Annotated in this window: 17 protein-coding genes; 5 read left to right on the top strand and 12 right to left on the bottom strand. The window is 49.8% G+C overall.

The annotated features are described in order from the left end of the window. Positions 1–489 (top strand): transposase (locus Q0J60_RS05265; RefSeq protein ID WP_294439216.1); only part of this gene is annotated, 489 nt, incomplete at its 5' end. A gap of 377 nt (positions 490–866) precedes the next feature. Here the strand turns inward: Q0J60_RS05265 and Q0J60_RS05270 are convergent. Beyond that, complete coding sequence (locus Q0J60_RS05270) at positions 867–2,117, bottom strand: hypothetical protein (protein WP_294439218.1); 1,251 nt, start codon at positions 2,115–2,117, stop codon at positions 867–869. A gap of 515 nt (positions 2,118–2,632) precedes the next feature. Then, a complete protein-coding gene (locus Q0J60_RS05275; RefSeq protein ID WP_367178792.1) occupies positions 2,633–3,115 on the bottom strand; it encodes a hypothetical protein in 483 nt (160 codons plus the stop codon). A 76-nt stretch (positions 3,116–3,191) separates the two neighbouring features. Between Q0J60_RS05275 and Q0J60_RS05280 the strand changes: the two genes are divergently transcribed. The 4 genes from Q0J60_RS05280 (at position 3,192) to Q0J60_RS05295 (ending at position 7,225) form a co-directional block, all read left to right on the top strand. Then, on the top strand, positions 3,192–4,340 hold the full coding sequence (locus Q0J60_RS05280; protein WP_294439219.1) for an ImmA/IrrE family metallo-endopeptidase: 1,149 nt from the start codon (positions 3,192–3,194) through the stop codon (positions 4,338–4,340). Continuing rightward, on the top strand, positions 4,337–4,861 hold the full coding sequence (locus Q0J60_RS05285; RefSeq protein WP_294439221.1) for a DUF4411 family protein: 525 nt from the start codon (positions 4,337–4,339) through the stop codon (positions 4,859–4,861). Before Q0J60_RS05280 ends, Q0J60_RS05285 begins: the two co-directional genes overlap by 4 nt. A 325-nt stretch (positions 4,862–5,186) precedes the next feature. Continuing rightward, positions 5,187–6,029 (top strand): hypothetical protein, encoded by an 843-nt coding sequence (locus Q0J60_RS05290; RefSeq protein ID WP_294439223.1) that lies wholly within the window; start codon positions 5,187–5,189, stop codon positions 6,027–6,029. An 8-nt stretch (positions 6,030–6,037) separates the two neighbouring features. After that, complete coding sequence (locus Q0J60_RS05295; protein WP_294439225.1) at positions 6,038–7,225, top strand: AAA family ATPase; 1,188 nt, start codon at positions 6,038–6,040, stop codon at positions 7,223–7,225. 517 nt (positions 7,226–7,742) lie between these two features. Here Q0J60_RS05295 and Q0J60_RS05300 read toward each other — a convergent pair. From Q0J60_RS05300 to loaP, 10 genes are all read right to left on the bottom strand, one after another. Further along, entirely contained in the window at positions 7,743–9,002 is a 1,260-nt protein-coding gene (locus tag Q0J60_RS05300; protein ID WP_294439227.1) for a nucleotide sugar dehydrogenase, read from the bottom strand. Positions 9,003–9,065: 63 nt separating this feature from the next. Next, positions 9,066–9,512: a serine O-acetyltransferase gene (locus tag Q0J60_RS05305; RefSeq protein WP_294439228.1), complete on the bottom strand. Its 447-nt coding sequence runs from the start codon at positions 9,510–9,512 to the stop codon at positions 9,066–9,068. A gap of 6 nt (positions 9,513–9,518) precedes the next feature. Then, positions 9,519–10,403 (bottom strand): glycosyltransferase family 8 protein, encoded by an 885-nt coding sequence (locus tag Q0J60_RS05310; protein ID WP_294439230.1) that lies wholly within the window; start codon positions 10,401–10,403, stop codon positions 9,519–9,521. Continuing rightward, a complete protein-coding gene (locus Q0J60_RS05315; RefSeq protein ID WP_294439233.1) occupies positions 10,394–11,836 on the bottom strand; it encodes a lipopolysaccharide biosynthesis protein in 1,443 nt (480 codons plus the stop codon). Before Q0J60_RS05315 ends, Q0J60_RS05310 begins: the two co-directional genes overlap by 10 nt. Beyond that, positions 11,826–12,728 (bottom strand): ATP-grasp fold amidoligase family protein, encoded by a 903-nt coding sequence (locus Q0J60_RS05320; RefSeq protein WP_294439234.1) that lies wholly within the window; start codon positions 12,726–12,728, stop codon positions 11,826–11,828. The genes Q0J60_RS05315 and Q0J60_RS05320 overlap by 11 nt, the downstream gene beginning before the upstream one ends. Positions 12,729–12,741: 13 nt before the next feature. Continuing rightward, positions 12,742–13,818 (bottom strand): EpsG family protein, encoded by a 1,077-nt coding sequence (locus Q0J60_RS05325; RefSeq protein ID WP_294439237.1) that lies wholly within the window; start codon positions 13,816–13,818, stop codon positions 12,742–12,744. 2 nt (positions 13,819–13,820) lie between these two features. Continuing rightward, positions 13,821–14,738: a glycosyltransferase family A protein gene (locus Q0J60_RS05330; protein WP_294439239.1), complete on the bottom strand. Its 918-nt coding sequence runs from the start codon at positions 14,736–14,738 to the stop codon at positions 13,821–13,823. After that, on the bottom strand, positions 14,728–15,576 hold the full coding sequence (locus Q0J60_RS05335; RefSeq protein WP_294439241.1) for a glycosyltransferase: 849 nt from the start codon (positions 15,574–15,576) through the stop codon (positions 14,728–14,730). Before Q0J60_RS05335 ends, Q0J60_RS05330 begins: the two co-directional genes overlap by 11 nt. Then, the gene (locus tag Q0J60_RS05340) at positions 15,573–16,466 is read right to left on the bottom strand and encodes a sugar transferase (RefSeq protein ID WP_294439243.1); all 894 of its coding nucleotides are present in this window, start codon (positions 16,464–16,466) and stop codon (positions 15,573–15,575) included. Before Q0J60_RS05340 ends, Q0J60_RS05335 begins: the two co-directional genes overlap by 4 nt. A 49-nt stretch (positions 16,467–16,515) precedes the next feature. Further along, positions 16,516–17,031, bottom strand: a complete 516-nt coding sequence (loaP, locus tag Q0J60_RS05345) for an antiterminator LoaP (RefSeq protein WP_294439245.1) — start codon at positions 17,029–17,031, stop codon at positions 16,516–16,518. Between the last annotated feature and the right edge of the window lie 384 nt (positions 17,032–17,415).

Here is a 17,415-nt window from a genome sequence, read left to right on the forward strand (position 1 = left end):
ACCGGCGACAAGGCCGCCGGCATGGTCGGCTCCATCGCGGAGGTGTTCCCGGGCGCGGCCTACCAGCGCTGCACCGTGCACTTCTACCGCAACGTGCTCTCAAAGGTGCCCAAGTCGAAGCGGCCGAAGGTCGCGGCCATGCTCAAGGCGATCCACGCCATGGAGTCGCGCGAGGCCGCCGAGGCCAAGGCGCTGGAGGTGGCCGCCGGTCTCGACGGCATGAAGCTCAGGGAGGCCGCCAAGGTCGTGAGGGACGGCTGCGCGGAGACCCTGACCTACACGAGGTTCCCGCGCGAGCACTGGCGGCGCATACGCACCAACAACGCAATAGAGCGCCTGAACAGGGAGGTACGCAGACGCACCCGCGTGGTCGGCACCTTCCCCGACGGGAGGTCCGCGCTCATGCTCGTCACCGCCAGGCTCAAGTACGTGGCCGAGAGCGAGTGGGGCTCGAGGCGCTATCTGGACGTGACGCTGCTGGACGAGTAGCCGCACCGGAGGGCGGGCCTATGGGCTGTCGGAAAGTGCGCAAGAATCTTGACGGTACCCGCGCATCGCCGCCATGCGCAAGGCCATCCACGCAATGGAGTCGCGCGAGGCCGTCGGGCCGTGCGAGACGACTACACCGAGACGCTGATGTACACGAGGCTCCCACGCGAGCACTGGCGGCGCATACGCACCGGCAACGCCATCGGCATCCAGAAAACCGTAATGGCAAAACTGCCCGATATGCTGTATGGCTCACAAATCAATCGCATTGACATCAGTGCCAGACAACTGCTAGATGGTTTGACACCCGAGGTGCGGCTGACATATGAACACGATGAAAAGAGGCGCAGGGCGTTATGGATGCCAACCAATGCCGCTCATTCCGTCGCTCCTGTCAATCCTCCCACCTCTACAGCAACTGCTTCCATGACATACAAAGACCTTAGCATGCCTATACATTGGCAAACCATCTCTACGACATAAATATCTTGCTCATGGTCGATGGAGCCATCGTTATTGATAATGCGTATTTCCTGACTCTTCGATTCAACATCGTAAGAATTATGGTCAAACGCATTCCTCAAATTAGCATTCCAACAACATTTTCCGATAAGAGAGGTATATGCCCCACTTTCCGCCTGATTGAGTATCTTTCCCTTTGGCGCACCAGTGAGTAATTTTTCGAAGCTTTTAGCTGGTGCGTCCTCTGCCATTAAATCATATTGGCCCCTGCAAGCTATGTTATCCATCCCAATAAGAATGCGCGAAAAGTCACCCAGCAGTTCGAAGCAATCCCCATAAATTCCCCTGAGGTCTTCCACGCAGCAAAGGTAACTGCCGTAACGAGACAGATCGTAACCTTTTTCAGACGCAAGATAAGTAAAACCGGGAATAAAAGACGAAAAGCGGCGTGCAAAGTTAGAGAAGAGCCTCATGCACGATTTCGTCATCAACGGAATCTCCAAATCGTGATCTTCGTAAAATAAGGCCATTTTAGAAAGCTGCACCCTATCCAATGCGCGAACATGCCGACGCGCCGCATCCGCTCTGCAGAGAGTTTCTCCATCAATTAGCACGGGAAGTGACTCTTTGGTTAAATTGTGGGCTGCCTCAATTGAAGACTGTTCATTCAAGGTGATCCCTAAGACAGACTCCGCCTCCACTTTACGGTTGCCCAACAGCAGTCGGATTGCTGACTCTCTACTTGGCCAAGAGCATGAATAGAACTCCAGCGCAGTAACAATTTCGCGTGTATAGGCACTAAGCTTCTCCGGTCCAAAAATGAACATTGCGTTAAAGAACGGATTACTTCTGACAAGGGTACCTAAATCACCGGTGGGCTGAAATTCCATCTTATTAGTGAGCAACTCTCCAGAGCACTCAACCAAGTAAGCACCCGGGATGGTCCCACCGGAAGGGTCGAACTTTTTCTCAGTCGCTGGCGCTCCGACCTCTAGCTCGAATCTGACTATATGCTTTTCAGGAAAGTGACGAATTGTCCCCCGAATAGGAGACCCGCATTTGCCACAATAAAACTGCACGGGGTATTTCGAGAGATAACCTGCCTGTATCCTCACCCTATGCCATGAACCGCACGCATTGCATACAACACCAACGTTATAGTTCATCTTGATTCCTTATCTATTGGCATCTATCGCAACGACTTGATAGCGACCCTTGTTCGGCACATGCAAGCTTTGCGACCGCTCGGCAATCATCATATCCAACATCCGCGCCATCGCCCAGCTGAGATGGCGAAACCCATATCCGTCGCTTTACTTCCTGCGCTCTTTCCAAATGGTTCCGATCAGCTTGTCATTACGGGTCTTCTTGCCGTCCTTGTTGCGGAAAAGCGCTTCCGGAGATGCCGTTCTTCTTGGTAAACGTCTTAATCATGCAGCTGTCTCGCGCTCTCCCGAATAAACCCACATGCTATCTCCCATGTATCCCTTTAATCCCTCTTGAACAAATCCCTCGTGTACACCTTCTCCGCCACATCCTCGAGTTCCTCGCTCCAGCGGTTGGCGATGACCACGTCGCACCCGCCCTTGAACGCCTCGAGGTCGTGCGTGACCTCGCCGGCCGTTGGAGTCGGTCGCGTCCAGCGTGGGCTCGTATACCACCACGGGCACGCCCTTGGCCTTCACGCGGCGCGTGTGCCCTGCACCGAGCTCGCGCGGAAGTTGTCCGAGCCGGTCTTCATGGTGAGGCGGTACACCCCGACCACGGGCGCCTTCACGCCGGAGTACACCAGCTCGTTCACGCGCTTGAGCACCTCGTCGGCCACGAAGTCCTTGCGCGTGCGGTTGGAGTCCACGATGGCCTCGATGAGGTTCTGCGGCACGTCGCCGTAGTTCGCCAGCAGCTGCTTGGTGTCCTTGGGCAGGCAGTAGCCGCCGTAGCCGAAGCTGGGGTTGTTGTAGTGCGAGCCGATGCGGGGGTCCAGGCACACTCCGTGGATGATCTCGGCGGTGTCGAGCCCGCGGGAGGCGGCGTAGGTGTCGAGCTCGTTGAAGTAGGACACGCGCAGCACCAAGTAGATGTTGGCGAACAGCTTGATGGCCTTGGCCTCGGTGGGCCCGCACGAGTTTTTCGACACCACAAGCTCCAGAAATGCGAGAGACACGTTCCGACTATTCCGACAGGACGAGGTTAATCCAAGATGGTAGAATCATACGCAATGAGAGAAGGAGGTGAGGAACATGGAGGTCAATCCCAGCATTATCAAGTGGGCAATGGATTGGAACAATCTTACGGCAGACGACCTTAAACCGGCATTCCCCAAAATCGACGAATGGCTCGACGGTACGAGGCAGCCAACATTCAAGCAGCTAGAAAAGCTAGCCGTAAAAACCCATACCATAGTTCCGCACTTCTTTGCCGAATCCACACCTGACGTCAGGCTTCAAATCGCCGATTTCAGAACACCGTCCGGAAGTGCGCCCAAGAACCCCAGCCCCGAACTCTTCGAGACGATCGACGAGATGCTCTACAGGCAGGGCTGGATGAGCGACAGCTTCAAAGACCTCGGATACGGAACGGTTGAGCTTGTTGGCCACTTCAATAGCATTGAAGATGTCGACCCAAGAGAAGCGGCCTCTTATTTGAATAGATTCCTTGGCCTCCATAAGAACTGGGCCGCAATCGAGGCGCACAGCGCGGACGAAGCGGTACGCCATCTCCGAAGAGCAATCGAAGCCGCCCGCATCTCCGTTGCAATTGCAGGATACGCGGGCGGCAACACCAGAAGGCTATTCGACGTGTCCGAGTTTCGAGGATTCGTTCTTGCCGATGAATATGCCCCGCTCATCTTCGTAAACGGACGCGACGCAAAAACGGCTCAACTCTTTACTCTGGCGCACGAGCTTGCCCACCTCGCCCTGGGTCATACCGGCCTGCTAAACTCCCCCGAGGACGTACTGGACGCCAATGGACACGAGGGTTTTTGCGACAAGGTGGCGGTTGAGTTTTTGATGCCCGCCGACGTTGTCATAAGGATAGCCGAGGAAGAAAGCGATTCCGAGAAGGCACTCGCGACGCTTCGAGCACGAACCCGCACCAGTACGCTCGCCTCTTTGAGACGACTGCGCGAACTCGACATCATTGACGAAAGCCGCTTCTGGGTCCTGTACAACACACATGTAAAAAACAAAGCAGCCATTAAACCGCGAAAATCCGGAAACGGCGACTACTATACCACCAAGGGTTCCAATCTTGGCCAGCTCTTCACAGATGCCGTGTTTGCAGGCGTTAAAACGGGCAGGCTTTTGTACGCAGACGCATACAAGCTAACGGGGATGCACGCGCAAGTATTCGCAAACTACTACCAGAGAAAGGGCTATGCGCTGTGAAATACCTGCTGGATACGAACGCCCTCATTCAGTCTCAGAACTCTTTCTATGCCATGGACTTCTGCCCCGGCTTCTGGGACTTCTTAGAACGGCAGTTTGAACTCGGTACCAGCGGCAGCATTCAGAAGGTCTACGACGAGATAATGGCAGGTAAAGATGCGCTGTCGCAGTGGACGAAAGACTCGATTGGGAAGAAGACGTTCATAGACCAGTCGGCAAATCCAGCCTATCAAACGAAGTACCTGGAAATCGCCAACTACGTCCAGGGCAGCAGCCAGTTCAGGGACTCCGCGAAACGCGAATTCCTCAAAGTAGAGGAAGCCGACCCCTGGCTTGCCGCAGTTGCTGCCGTCGATGGCTGCACCGTTGTAACGCAGGAGGTACTCGAGCCCAACGCACAGAGGCGAGTCCCTCTTCCGAACGTCCTGGAAGAATTCGGAGTGCCATATGCAGATATTTTCTCGTTCCTAAGAAATCAGGAGGCGTGTTTCGTTCTTGAGTCGAAAATGAATTGTGCATAGCGGAAGCAACGCAAAGACCGATGTATTAGCCCATATCTTTCCACATTATCATGGCTTAGCAAGTGAGCGTATTGCTCTGCGAGTATTTCTCGAATGCGCTTCTGCCATTGCCTTTTCCACTCCCACACCGTAAGCAAATCGAAGCGTTGCGGTGAAGCGCGAATCCTCCCCGCCCACCTTTGCTCGCATTGCTTTTGGTATATTGGTGCCTACTGCAATTACATAGGAGGTGCACGGGTCCCTCCATTCTAATACAGCGCGACAACCTAGCACTCGAACGCCTGAGCGCGTAAAACTCCCCACGCAAAATCGAACGGAGGGCAATATGGCAACCGACAAACTTCCCGACTTGTTCACGGTCTACTATATGAACCAGCAGAAAGTGTTCGAGACGAGAATGCTGTTGGATAACCAGCTAAAGACAAGCGCTTCGTCAGAGGAGCAGAAAAGCTCAGGGAAAAGCGCAGCGGCGGACATCGAGGCAGAATTTAACCCCCCACTCCTAACCAGACTCAAAACGAAGGTAAGCGGGGAAATCAGCAGCGAAAAGCAGCAGAAGGTCGTCGACACCCTCGAGTACGTCAACACCAAAAGCCGACTGCTCTACGATATCATGAAACGCTGCAAGGTTTACACCCATAAAGACGAGTTCAGCGAAGGCGACCTAGTCTACATCGGCAACATCTCACTTGAGCTCCTCAACGAAGAAGAGGTGCGAGGCATTCTGACAATCATGAACGGCACTCTTGACGGAATAGCCCTCCCTGAAGTCGGAGGCCTTGACATTGGCCACATGATGCAGTCGTTCGTAAAGAACAGCGCTTCCTTTAAGCTCAAGGGAAGCGCGGCAGACGGCACGCTGTACGCAAAAATCCCAATCGATGGGGATGAGATGTTCGAAAGCAAGTACACCATCGACGACCTGCTAATTGGCAAAGTCGGCATAGTCGGAATATACAAGGGAGACCTCGAGCCCAACGAGCTAAAAAGCCCCCTAGACTACTTCCAGCAATCCGGCAAAACCAAGCCGGCATCCTCAATCGAAGTCGTTGAATGTGGAGGAGAACCGACCGCTCCTATCGACAGCGACAAAGCAACCGTCAATAAAAAAGGGTTCTATATCGATGTCATGGCGATAATCCAAGCCGTGACTTTCAAGAAAGACTAGGAGAGGCGATGCGTAAGCTCACGACATACGAACGACCTCAATACAACCAACTACGTGAACAGCTTGAGCTAGAAGGCTTCGAAGTGATGTCCCTTTTTGAGTTCTTTGACAGTATCCATGTCAAAGGCCTATCCACGGCAGAGAAAACCGCTCTGGACGTCACATCGTTCTTGAGATTGGTTCCGAATCCGAACAACACTTCGATGCTGGCGCAGTTCGAGATGCTCATCTATCAGATGCCCCCAGATACCGTCTTCATCGGCGAAGAAGTCTTCGCACGCACCGCCGCATACGAGATCAGAACCATATTCGATCCCATAGAGAACTGCGGAATTGAAGCGGAAATCGAAATCGACCTGACGGACGAAAAGAGCAAGGCGGAGGGCGGGAAAGAAAAGAGAACCGTCGTATCCCTCGACGAGAATGAATTCGCGGAAGTGCAGGTCGCGCTCAGCCGCGAGCTCATCGGCCAAGCCGAATTCAAAACCGCATTCAAATCCAAATCGTACAGTTTTAGACTATTTAACGCCCTCGGAGAGCAGCCTATACTTTCCCTGCTTCTCCTAGGGCCGTCCGGCGTGGGAAAGACGGAGGTTGCGAAGATTCTCTGCGAAGCAATAGCTCCAGGGCAGCGACTTCCCAAAATCAACCTGGGCAACTTCAGCAGCAAGGACTCCCTCAACTCCCTAATCGGAAGTCCGAGGGGATATGTGGGGAGCGAAGAAGGAGAACTCGGGATAAAAATCAGCGACTCCGAGGCAGGGCTGCTGCTCGTCGACGAGTTCGAGAAGGCTGAGCCGGCAGTATGGAACTTCTTCCTCGACCTTCTCGAAACGGGATCGTACACGGATTCACAAAGCGTAGTCCATAACCTAAACGGCTATGTCATCGTATTCACGAGCAACTGTCCTCGTCATGACCTGGAAAAAACCTTTCCGGCGGAGCTCCTCTCCCGCTTCAGTCTGATAGCTGAATTCTCCCGTTTAAACCTAGAAGAGAGAGCATTCTTTGTCCAGAGGTACGTCTCGATGGTATCCGAGAAATACAAGACGTTGGAGAGGAATAATTTCCCGCCTTTGCCAGAAGACGTTGCAAGCAAAGCCCTGAGGGAAATAGATATCGAACACACAGATAACATCCGGGTTTTGAAAAATACCGTGAGATTTTGGCTCTCCTCCCTCGTCTCAGGGGCATGATGAAACGGCCACGTGAATAGCTCGTCCGCGCCGTAGGCGTCCACGAGTAACGCAGCATCTCCCTCGCCCCGGGGCCCGCAACCTTTCGAGCGTCCAACTCGCCCAAGCAATACGGGTCGCCACCTAAGATCATCGCCTCGAACCCTCCGGCGGCGACCATCCCCTTCGATTCTTCGGCAGAGACAAGAAAGGCACGGTCATCCCGTGCGCTTCGGCCTGTAGGGCAATCGCCAGGCATCGGCAAATGTGTCCGGACTCTATCGGGGACCCGCCGTCGGCACGAACGAACAGCTCGGCCACATATGGCATCTCTCCGACGTTTCCTCGCCGGCACCCACGGTTTTACTTCCTACCTTCTTTTCGCATGGTCCCGATCAGCTTGTCATTGCGGGTCTTCTTTCCGTCCTTATTGCGGAAAGCGCTCTCGGGGATGCCGTTCTTCTTAGCGAACGTCTTAATCGTGCAGTCGTCTCGCGTTTTCCTGAACAAGCCCATACATTATCTCCTATGCATCCTTTTAATCTCTCTTAAACAGATCCCTCGTGTAGACCTTACCGGCCACATCGGACAGCTCCTCGCTCCAGCGGTTGGCGATAATCACGTCGCACTCGCCTTTGAACGCCTCCAGGTCGTGCGTCACCTCGCTGCCGAAGAAGTCGGGCGCGTCCAGCGTGGGCTCGTACACCACCACGGGCACGCCCTTGGCCTTCACGCGCTTCATGATGCCCTGCACCGAGCTCGCGCGGAAGTTGTCCGAGCCGGTCTTCATGGTGAGGCGGTACACGCCCACCACGGGCGCCTTCACGCCGGAGTACACCAGCTCGTTCACGCGCTTGAGCACCTCGTCGGCCACGAAGTCCTTGCGCGTGCGGTTGGACTCGACGATGGCCTCGATCAGGTTCTGCGGCACGTCGCCATAGTTCGCCAGCAGCTGCTTGGTGTCCTTGGGCAGGCAGTAGCCGCCATAGCCGAAGCTGGGGTTGTTGTAGTGCGAGCCGATGCGCGGGTCCAGGCACACGCCGCGGATGATCTGCGCGGTGTCGAGCCCGCGGGAGGCGGCGTAGGTGTCCAGCTCGTTGAAGTAGGACACGCGCAGCGCCAGGTAGGTGTTGGCGAACAGCTTGATGGCCTCGGCCTCGGTAGGCCCGCACACCAGCTTCTCGATACCCGCGGACCCGTCGGCGTTCACACGTTCGCGCTCAGCAGCATCGGCGCCCTCCTCAAGCAAATCGGCGAAACGATGCGCAGCCTCAACCGCCTCGGCATCGTCAGCGGGTGCGCCAACTAAGATGCGGCTGGGATGAAGATTGTCATAGAGAGCATGTCCCTCACGCAGGAACTCGGGCGAGAAAATAATCTTCGCATCGCTGCGCTCAGCCCTGATGCGCTCGGTGTATCCCACAGGAATCGTGGACTTGATGACAATCCATGCATCGGGATTCACCTCGCGAACAGCATCCATCGCCGCTTCTACGGCAGAGGTGTCGAAGAAGTTCTTTTCCGAATCATAATTGGTAGGCGCAGCGATGACCACATATTCGGCATCGCCATAAGCCTCCGCAGCATCAATGGTGGCATTGAATGAAAGTCCCATTTCCTTCTGATTCGCTAGAAACCTTTCGATTTCGACGTCCCTAATCGGACTAATGCCTTTTTTGAGAAGCTCGACTTTCTGCGGAACAATATCGAGCGCTTTTACGTCGTTATGCTGCGAAAGCAGCAGCGCTACAGATAGTCCGACATATCCAGTGCCAGCGATGGCGACAGCATTAGCCATTTTCACTCCTCTTTTGCAATTGTAATGTCCAAGATTGCCCCATGTGCAATTTGAATCAGATAATCAATTCCCCTGGTTTCGCATTCCTACTTTTCTCGCAGGCACTCCCGCCCACACTTCGTTGTCCCCCGTTGAGCACAACAGCACCGCATTTGCACCAATCATTGATTTTTTGCCCACATGTAACGGCTTGCCCTGTGCGGCCAATATTTTTGCACCAGCGCCAACAATGCAGCCTTCTTCAATAACTAATTCAAAATCCCCCGTAAAAGGCTTTTCCACATCCGATCTGCCAATTGTCACATTTTGGTATATTACGCAATTTTCCTTTATAACTACATTTGGATGTAAAACGGTGCCTGTTGCGTTATGGGGAAATCTTACGTTTCTACCAATCTGAGTCGTCTGTGGAATATCTGCCCCGTATAGCTGAATTAAAAATGTAATGAACCTTCGGAATGGCTTTGGAATACTGTTTCTAAAACCAATTAGATGCTCAATAGCGTTCATTCTGCCTCATATTCCTTGAATTATTTCTTTTACCTGATCAGCCTCTCTTGTCCACACTTCCGCAAAAGGAAGGTTCTCAACATTCCATGGCTTATTGGGTCCAGCAAAATGCAGAATGGCAGGATTGGCAATCGTCTCCTGGATTGCCTTCGTCCCGAATGTCTGGGTTGCCTTATTGTCAGAAGCGCACTTAACAAGCCCGTTTTCGAGTTGAAAATAGCAAACGGGAGTATTGAATCGGCAATCTGCCAACGCAATTCTTCCACGACACGCCATATTAATTGCATCTTGATCATGGAAGCCTTTAGTAATATATGATTTGAGAAGGCCCTCAACACCCCGACTCCTCATTGATTTCAAGTTCATCAGCAAAACACCTGCATTAATGTATTCCTCGAACCTAAGCACTGGAACACGATAAATAAATGACTTCAATCGGGATCGAGCCCTCTCCTGTTTCGTTGATGCAAACATATACGGAGCTAAAACCCCTTTAACATCCCAAGAAGAATCATCTAGGCCGATTTCGCTAACAAAAGGCTCGATCGAGGAGGATACGACTATATCGCCATCCAGATAGAGGCACCTATCCTTGTTTTGAAGAAGCGACGGTGCAAGCAGCCTGTAGAATGTCGGCTGAGAAATATGAGGGATTTTAGACTTGGCACCTGCTATCTTGCTCTCATCAATCTCAAATACCTTGATGCTAGTTTGATATTTTGACTCCACCGCATTAATTTGCATTCTACTTTTTTTTGATAAATCATTAGCTTTTGTCAAAATCACTACATCTAAATCGTTTATCCCTCCGTTACGAATTAAGGAGCTCGCAGCTACCAGAGTCTGAAACACAAACCCATCGTCAGTGGCGAAAATCGCTGTCAATGACATTGCTTACCTTTCTTATCGTTTTTACTAAAGTAAGTAAATTGATGGCAGATAAAATAGACCACACAGAACACTAGAGCGAGAGCGACTATTTTCAGAAGAAACCAAATTACAGTACCCAATCTGCTGGCCCCAAGCTGAATAAAGCCATAGATTGCTACACAGTACAACAAACAAGCCAATGCCTCGGGGGCAAATAATCTCACATATTTGGCAACGGGCTGATTGAATACTTTATGGATAGTGTAATAAATGCATGGAACCGTATGCAAAACATAAGCAAGGGAGACGCACAAGGCAACTAACGACAACTCATTAGTTACAACTCCCACACAAAGAAAAATCGCAGTGATTGCTGTCGCTATTACGCCTTCACGGAATAGATATTCTGTATCCCCCGTACTTTGCAAAAGAGGACCTATTGTGCAATTAGAGATTTTAAACACAACACTAATTGAGAGCAAGGCAAACGGAATCGCCGCATCAACCCAATTCGGACCATACATAATCAATATTATCTCCCTTGCCGAGAAGAGCAAAAAAACGCTTATGGGTGCTCCTATCAGGACAAGGATTTTCTGAAGACGAATGTAGGCCAAATAAAGCTCTTGTCTTTTAGAGTCTAAATCTCGAAGATAAGGCTGGAGGACGGATCCGGCAACGCCCCCCAAAGCTTGAGCAGGATATGACGATAGCCTAAAAGCCCTATCGTATAGCCCTAGTCGATAGGGATCCATTGCTTTCCCAAGCACCATGTTTGGAAGATTTCCGGAAAAGAACGAAATAAGATTATACAAAAACTGATAGGTCGAATACTTGAACACTTTCTTCACTTGCTTAACAAAACGCCATTCCCCAAACTTAATAGGCGTCATCATGTAGTTCCAGACAAAAACAAGCATCGAGTTCAACAGTGTTTGTAGCACCAATGCATATACACCAAACCCAAAGAAAGCCAATCCAACGGTGATAAAACCGGTCAAGGAGGATACGATGACAAGCCGCATCGACAGCAAATCGAATCGTTTCTCTTTAATCAATATTCCGTTTGGAACCATATTGAGAGAATTAAACAGAATAGAAATCGCACTTAGAGTCAGCAAAGGGGTCAATTCATCTCTTTGATAAAAGAAAGATATAACCGGCGAAACACCTAGAAACAGGAGACTAAGCGCAATTCCAATAACACCCGAAAAAGTAAACAAAGCATTATGGTCTTTGTTGTCCAATTCCTGATACCGAACTATTGCCGGACTTAGGCCACAATCAGAAAGAAGAAAAAAAAGATTCAAGAAAACCGTGACGATTGCTACTAGGCCGAATTCGTCTGGACCAATAAGCCTAGCAAGTACGATGGTCAAAACAATCTGTAATAAATAATTATAGTACTTTGCCGCAAACTGAAAAACTGCAGCTTTCTTTAGACTAATTGCCATGATCAAACAATTTCAAGTTGATTCTTGCGCCAAGTTCATAGTCAAATGAAGACGGAGAAAAATCTTCAAATCCGGCTTTTGGGGTAAAAGTCAGCTCCCCGAAATACAAATTCCCATCTATTTCGTACCAGTCCACTCTTACAAAAGGATACTCCCCTCTCAAACGCTCACTTAGTTCGAGCATCCTAGATAGGCATGAAGGTCTCGCTATTTGGGAATCGTTCGGCATGCCGCCTTCTTGAACGTCGATTTTTTTCCAATTGCTATCAAACCATATTTCCTGCATCCCCCCATCAGTGAACCTGTCGCTGCAGACAAGAATTACCGGAGAGCCATTATTGAATGTGAAAACCTTGTAATCATTAGGAATCTCCCCGGAGGTGCTTTTGAGCATCTTTTCGATAATAATTCGGGGCGTACAATACCGATAATGCAGTTCGAGACCATTAAGCAAACCGTAATCTATATTAAGCCATCTTCTCATTTCTTGAACAACTCGGAAACGATTGATTTCTTTCTTGGAAAAAATCAGCCGGTTCATCCCGCTTCCGTGGGTTGCCTTAATCACAACATTATCGGGTATTTCCTCCCATAAAATCTCCCTCGGATCATCATAGGCAAATAAAAGGGGAACTAAGTGCTCCGCTCCAATTACTTCGCTTACGTACTCACGATTCATATACTTGTCTGCAAGTATTCCTTCTTTTTTTGAATAATAATGAAGTTTTAGCCATTGGATTTTCTCATTGAAAGACTGGGGGTTTGTTATGTCCGGCAGTCTGCCCAATCGCTTCTCAAACTCTTGAATGATGAGCTTTTCGAACTGCTCATCAGTATATTTAGAATATTTTCGATTGAGATATTTCCAGTAATAATATCGGGCTAAATTCATATGCAATCAATCCTTAACTCCACGAAACGAAAGCACTGAAATAATAGAGCGTCGCTACCAGGTCAATCGATACAAGCCAGAGTAAAACCACTAGTAGACTCTTTTTTTTAGACATCTCAAGATATTTTCCAATTAAAATAAAAGACCCAAAAGACATTATGTTAAAGAGACGAGGAGCAATAACTTCACTCTGAGTTGCAAAAAATAGGGCAAAAAAAATCACGCCAGCAATTCTTTGATAATCAAATGCTGATTTGAATATTGAAGATTCGCTATCACGAAGAGTGACAAATCTCCTTGTATTTGAAATAAAAAAAATTGTCAAAGTGACCGGACCATACAGCGCAAAGAGAAGACGTACGATATCGTGGAGGGATGACACAGAGACAGAAAATCCATCATCAAAGTAGGTAGATAACCTGCCTAAAATACCCGAATCGACAGAATTTTGACTTATAACATAACCGCAAATGAATATAAAAATAGCCAGAAACAGCAGAAAAACTTGAGACGGCATCTTATTTTTGAATATTCCAATTACCATTGCCGGAATGCTTCCGAAATGAGCGAACGCTATTCCGCAAAGCACAATCAACGATAGAAGCGCTCCTTCTGCAAAAAGAGAAAGCAGAACAAATGAACCGGCAAAAAACTGTCGAACCTGATCCATCAGGAACAAATAATACAGAATAAATGGTGCATAATACAGGAAAGGATGCGCTTGCTTCCGCACAATCATATACACAAGAATCTGAGGAATGATGTTCATTGCGAACAAATACAATCGAAAACCGCTTGCCCCAAACAATTGAGCCATGATGTAATTAACCGCTTCGTATTGCTGGCTAAATATATCATTTATACCATTTCCAAACCAGAATGGAACAAATTGTGTCGTATACAGAACCTGATAATTTGCCAAATCTAACCCAAGCGTTCGAAATGACATCATCAAACTAGTAGAAATAATGCAAACTGCAATGAGTTGACTCTGACGCTTTTTATCGATTCTATCAATACAAAGAGCGATAATCACGACAATGGCAATAAAAAGCCAAGCTATTGCCATCTCTATGATTTTAGAATTCATCGTTACAATCTCACAGTTCTCAGCGCTCTAATCTTCAAAAGGATTCGATACGGAATCAATGACGCAACAGCATATTCAATCCCAAGAATTGGTTTTAAACTGACGAGTTCTTTCAACAATTCCACTCGCCCCGTCTTATCGTTTGATCTCATTTTCTTCTCGAGCAAAACTCGAACAATGCTTACCGATCTTTCCAGTTTTTCGGAATCACTTAAGCAGCCAATCTGCTCTCGATACTTATGCCCGATGATGCGAAACGACAATTCATATCTTTCTGAAGATGCAGAAATCTGATTCGATGAAAAACTGCAGTAATACAGCACCTCCGCAGACGGAACTGCAATACCGCGAGTAATTTGAACAACTCTAATCCATAAGTCATAATCTTGAAGAGCAGGCAGTTCTTCGTCAAATCCGCCTGCTTCCCTAAAGACATCTTTTTTCAATAATACCGAAGATGTTGTTCCAATATAGTTTTTAATTAATATGTCAGAGACTTTTCCCGAAGAGGAAATACTTGGCAAGCTGTCATAGCTGACGCCAAGTTCGCTATATATTTGACGAACCCCAGTCCAGACAATACCTATGCCAGGGTTCTCATTAATCGCCCTGACTTGACTTTCTATTTTACTGCATTGCCATTCATCATCATCATCTAGAAATGCAATCCAATCTCCACTTGCGAGAGAAACGCCAACATTTCTTGCGCAATTAGCTCCTCGCGGAGTGGGAAACTCAACATAAATCACTTTATCATCATTGCGTTTATATCTGTTCACAATATCCGTCGTTAGAGGATCAACTCCATCCGAAATAACAATAACCTCATCAACTGGATACGTTTGCGATAGAACACTGTCAATCGCTCTGCATAATGTGTTTGGACGAAAATGAGTTGGAATAACTACGCTAATTCTCACAACTATCACCTGAATTGGGTTTACGCAAAAAGACGCTATAAATCAATCCCCGCAATTTACTGGGTGCTAAAGTTATTAGACACCTCGCTAATACTCCAGTTATTTGATCAAGGCGGGATATAAAACCATAGTCGTAAAACGCATTGAGCAACTTAATCTGCGATTTCAAATAGGAAATGCCGCCACGGCGAGATATCATTCCATTCCCGGTCCGAACGTATACCAATGCATCAGCAAGATTATGCATGACTGAACCGCTTAATAGCATTCGAACCCACAAATCATAATCTTCTAGTAGGTAGAAACTTCGGTAGTTTCCCGCTCTAATCACCGATTCTTTTCTGAAAACAACCGACATATGATTAAACGGATTTCTAGTCTTCGAGAATTGCGCAATCTTCGAGTGCTCGGTTGGCAAGATTCGAACGGAAGACATATCACCGGGCTGTAATTGGAATTCCTCTATCGCAGACCCAACGATATCGTATCCGCCATATTCTAAAACCGATATTTCTTTTTCAAGTCTCTCCGGTTTGGAAATGTCATCACTGTCCATTCTCGCAACTATTGCGTTAGAAGAAGCCAGCACTCCGTCTGCAAGTGTTGGACCCAAACCCCTATTTTCTGTGAAATGAATTACTTTTACCTCTTTATTTTCCGTTTCGAACTTTGACAGCATTTCATTCAAATCATTCGTCAGAGGCCCATCGCAAAGAATTAGTATTTCATCCGCCCTGTATGTTTGGCGAAGAATGCTATCAATGCTCTGCCTTACGAAAACAGGATTATCTTTTATCCATACCGGAATAAGCACAGTATAGTCCGGAAGAGCTGTCATCGTGCACCATCCCCAGTAAATATCGTGCGGATGGTTTTCCAGACCACGCTGAGGTCCATTCCGATTCCGCGGTTCTCTATGTATTCGATGTCGTAGAGGGCCTTTTCTTTGGGCAGCAGTTCGTAACCGCCCGTCACCTGTGCCAACCCCGTAATGCCGGGCTTCACCAGCAGCCTTTGCTCCCAACCATCGATGCGCTTACAAAACTCATCGTGGAACGCAGGGCGCTCGGGACGCGGGCCAATCAGGCTCATGTCACCCTTTACCACGTTCCAGAACTGGGGAATCTCGTCCAAACGCGTCTTGCGCATCACGCGACCGAACGGAGTCACGCGAGGATCGCCTTCAGTTGCCCACTGGGCACCCTTTGCCTCAGCGTCCGTATACATGCTGCGGAACTTATAGACCTCGAATACCTTGCCGTTCAGGCCCACGCGCCTCTGTGCATAGATAACCGGACCGGCCGATTCGGACTTAATCTTTAAAGCAATTGCAGCCATGGGAAGTGCCAGAATGATAAGAGCCGCACCACATGACACTACGTCGAACGCACGCTTGATGAATCGGTATCCAAATCCTCCGGCAACGTGCGATACGCGCGGCAGCACCACAATTTCGTCATCGGGCAGCAGCTTCGCCAAAACCTCAGGCGCGATGCCGCTCTCGGTGAGGCGCGGGGTATCGGACAAGCCTGCCATGACCCTCGCGCGCTCTTCATCGGTCGATGCCTGCGCTGCAGCCTCGGTAAGCGACTCGCCCGCTTCCTTCGCCGCATCAACAAGCTCGTCTTCTTTGAGAGGCACTTCGATAACCGTAGGAAGCGGCGTTACGCCATTGACGCCCGACACCGGCTCCCTTCCTGAAACAGCTACAGCTTGATCAGCATCCATCCCCTGACCTCCGTCGCCGCTTCCCGCCACAGCAGCACTATTCAGTTCTTCACGTTCGTTTGCTGACAATTTCTAGTCCGACTTTGATCGTTTTTGTTCTTCCCATCATGGGCATATCCAGATACGCGATTCGTCGGTGGCGGTCGATCTTGCTGATAGAACCCTCATGGTTCATGAGCGGGCCGTTCAGCACGATCACCTTGTCGCCTTCGATGACCCCCTCGCTCATCTTCACCACCCTATCGCCCAGGTCGGTGAAGGCGTTGAGCCATCTCACTTCGTCGTCGGTCAAAGGAATGAATCTATCGTCATTGCCAAGCAATCGGGTGAATGCGGGCACGCGTCGCAACTCCTCGTTCACGCGTCCCACGTCTTTGCATTCTATGAAAAGGTATCCGGGCACCAGCGTTTCCACGCGCTTGTGCCATTCGCCGCGGTACCGGCGCATCACTTCGTAGCGCGGGATGAAGCATTCCTGCACCAGGCCCTCGCTCACGAACTTGTTTATGAGGTCAACCACGCGGCTCTCTTTGCCGCCGGCAACCTGAATCACGTACAACGCCACGGCGCTCACCTCCCTCTGAAGCCGCCGCAATCAGGCATGGCTTCGCCCGGGAGTTAGCACCCTCCCCCACAACCATCCCCATGGCATGACGATATTCATCCCCTTAACCGCTAACGAAACGCGCTCCCAGCGACGATTCCGCGCCATCAAGATATGTCCCCGGTGCCGCCGGCGACTGTGCAAGCCAGCGGCACCATGCGCAGTTTCCTGCCGCCGAGGCAAACCGTGGTTTGCGCCAGCGGCAGAAAGCTCACGCTCGCCTTGGAGTCATGCTCCAAGAGTTCGCTTCAATTCGCTGGGCGGGTTGCCTTTGCGAATTGAATCCCGACGACGATGCGTCAGGAGTTAGCATCCTGCCCTTTTAGGAGATTGGATGCCAGACCG

The sequence above is a fragment of the uncultured Slackia sp. genome (assembly GCF_944321625.1).
GTDB lineage: Bacteria > Actinomycetota > Coriobacteriia > Coriobacteriales > Eggerthellaceae > Slackia.

Coding starts and splice junctions, on each gene's coding strand:
- Q0J60_RS05300 (WP_294439227.1), bottom strand. CDS start 9,002: ATGGCTAATGCTGTCGCCATCGCTGGCACTGGATATGTCGGACTATCT.
- Q0J60_RS05305 (WP_294439228.1), bottom strand. CDS start 9,512: ATGAACGCTATTGAGCATCTAATTGGTTTTAGAAACAGTATTCCAAAG.
- Q0J60_RS05290 (WP_294439223.1), top strand. CDS start 5,187: ATGGCAACCGACAAACTTCCCGACTTGTTCACGGTCTACTATATGAAC.
- Q0J60_RS05280 (WP_294439219.1), top strand. CDS start 3,192: ATGGAGGTCAATCCCAGCATTATCAAGTGGGCAATGGATTGGAACAAT.
- Q0J60_RS05310 (WP_294439230.1), bottom strand. CDS start 10,403: ATGTCATTGACAGCGATTTTCGCCACTGACGATGGGTTTGTGTTTCAG.
- Q0J60_RS05320 (WP_294439234.1), bottom strand. CDS start 12,728: ATGAATTTAGCCCGATATTATTACTGGAAATATCTCAATCGAAAATAT.
- Q0J60_RS05325 (WP_294439237.1), bottom strand. CDS start 13,818: ATGAATTCTAAAATCATAGAGATGGCAATAGCTTGGCTTTTTATTGCC.
- Q0J60_RS05270 (WP_294439218.1), bottom strand. CDS start 2,117: ATGAACTATAACGTTGGTGTTGTATGCAATGCGTGCGGTTCATGGCAT.
- Q0J60_RS05315 (WP_294439233.1), bottom strand. CDS start 11,836: ATGGCAATTAGTCTAAAGAAAGCTGCAGTTTTTCAGTTTGCGGCAAAG.
- Q0J60_RS05340 (WP_294439243.1), bottom strand. CDS start 16,466: ATGGATGCTGATCAAGCTGTAGCTGTTTCAGGAAGGGAGCCGGTGTCG.
- Q0J60_RS05295 (WP_294439225.1), top strand. CDS start 6,038: ATGCGTAAGCTCACGACATACGAACGACCTCAATACAACCAACTACGT.
- Q0J60_RS05335 (WP_294439241.1), bottom strand. CDS start 15,576: ATGACAGCTCTTCCGGACTATACTGTGCTTATTCCGGTATGGATAAAA.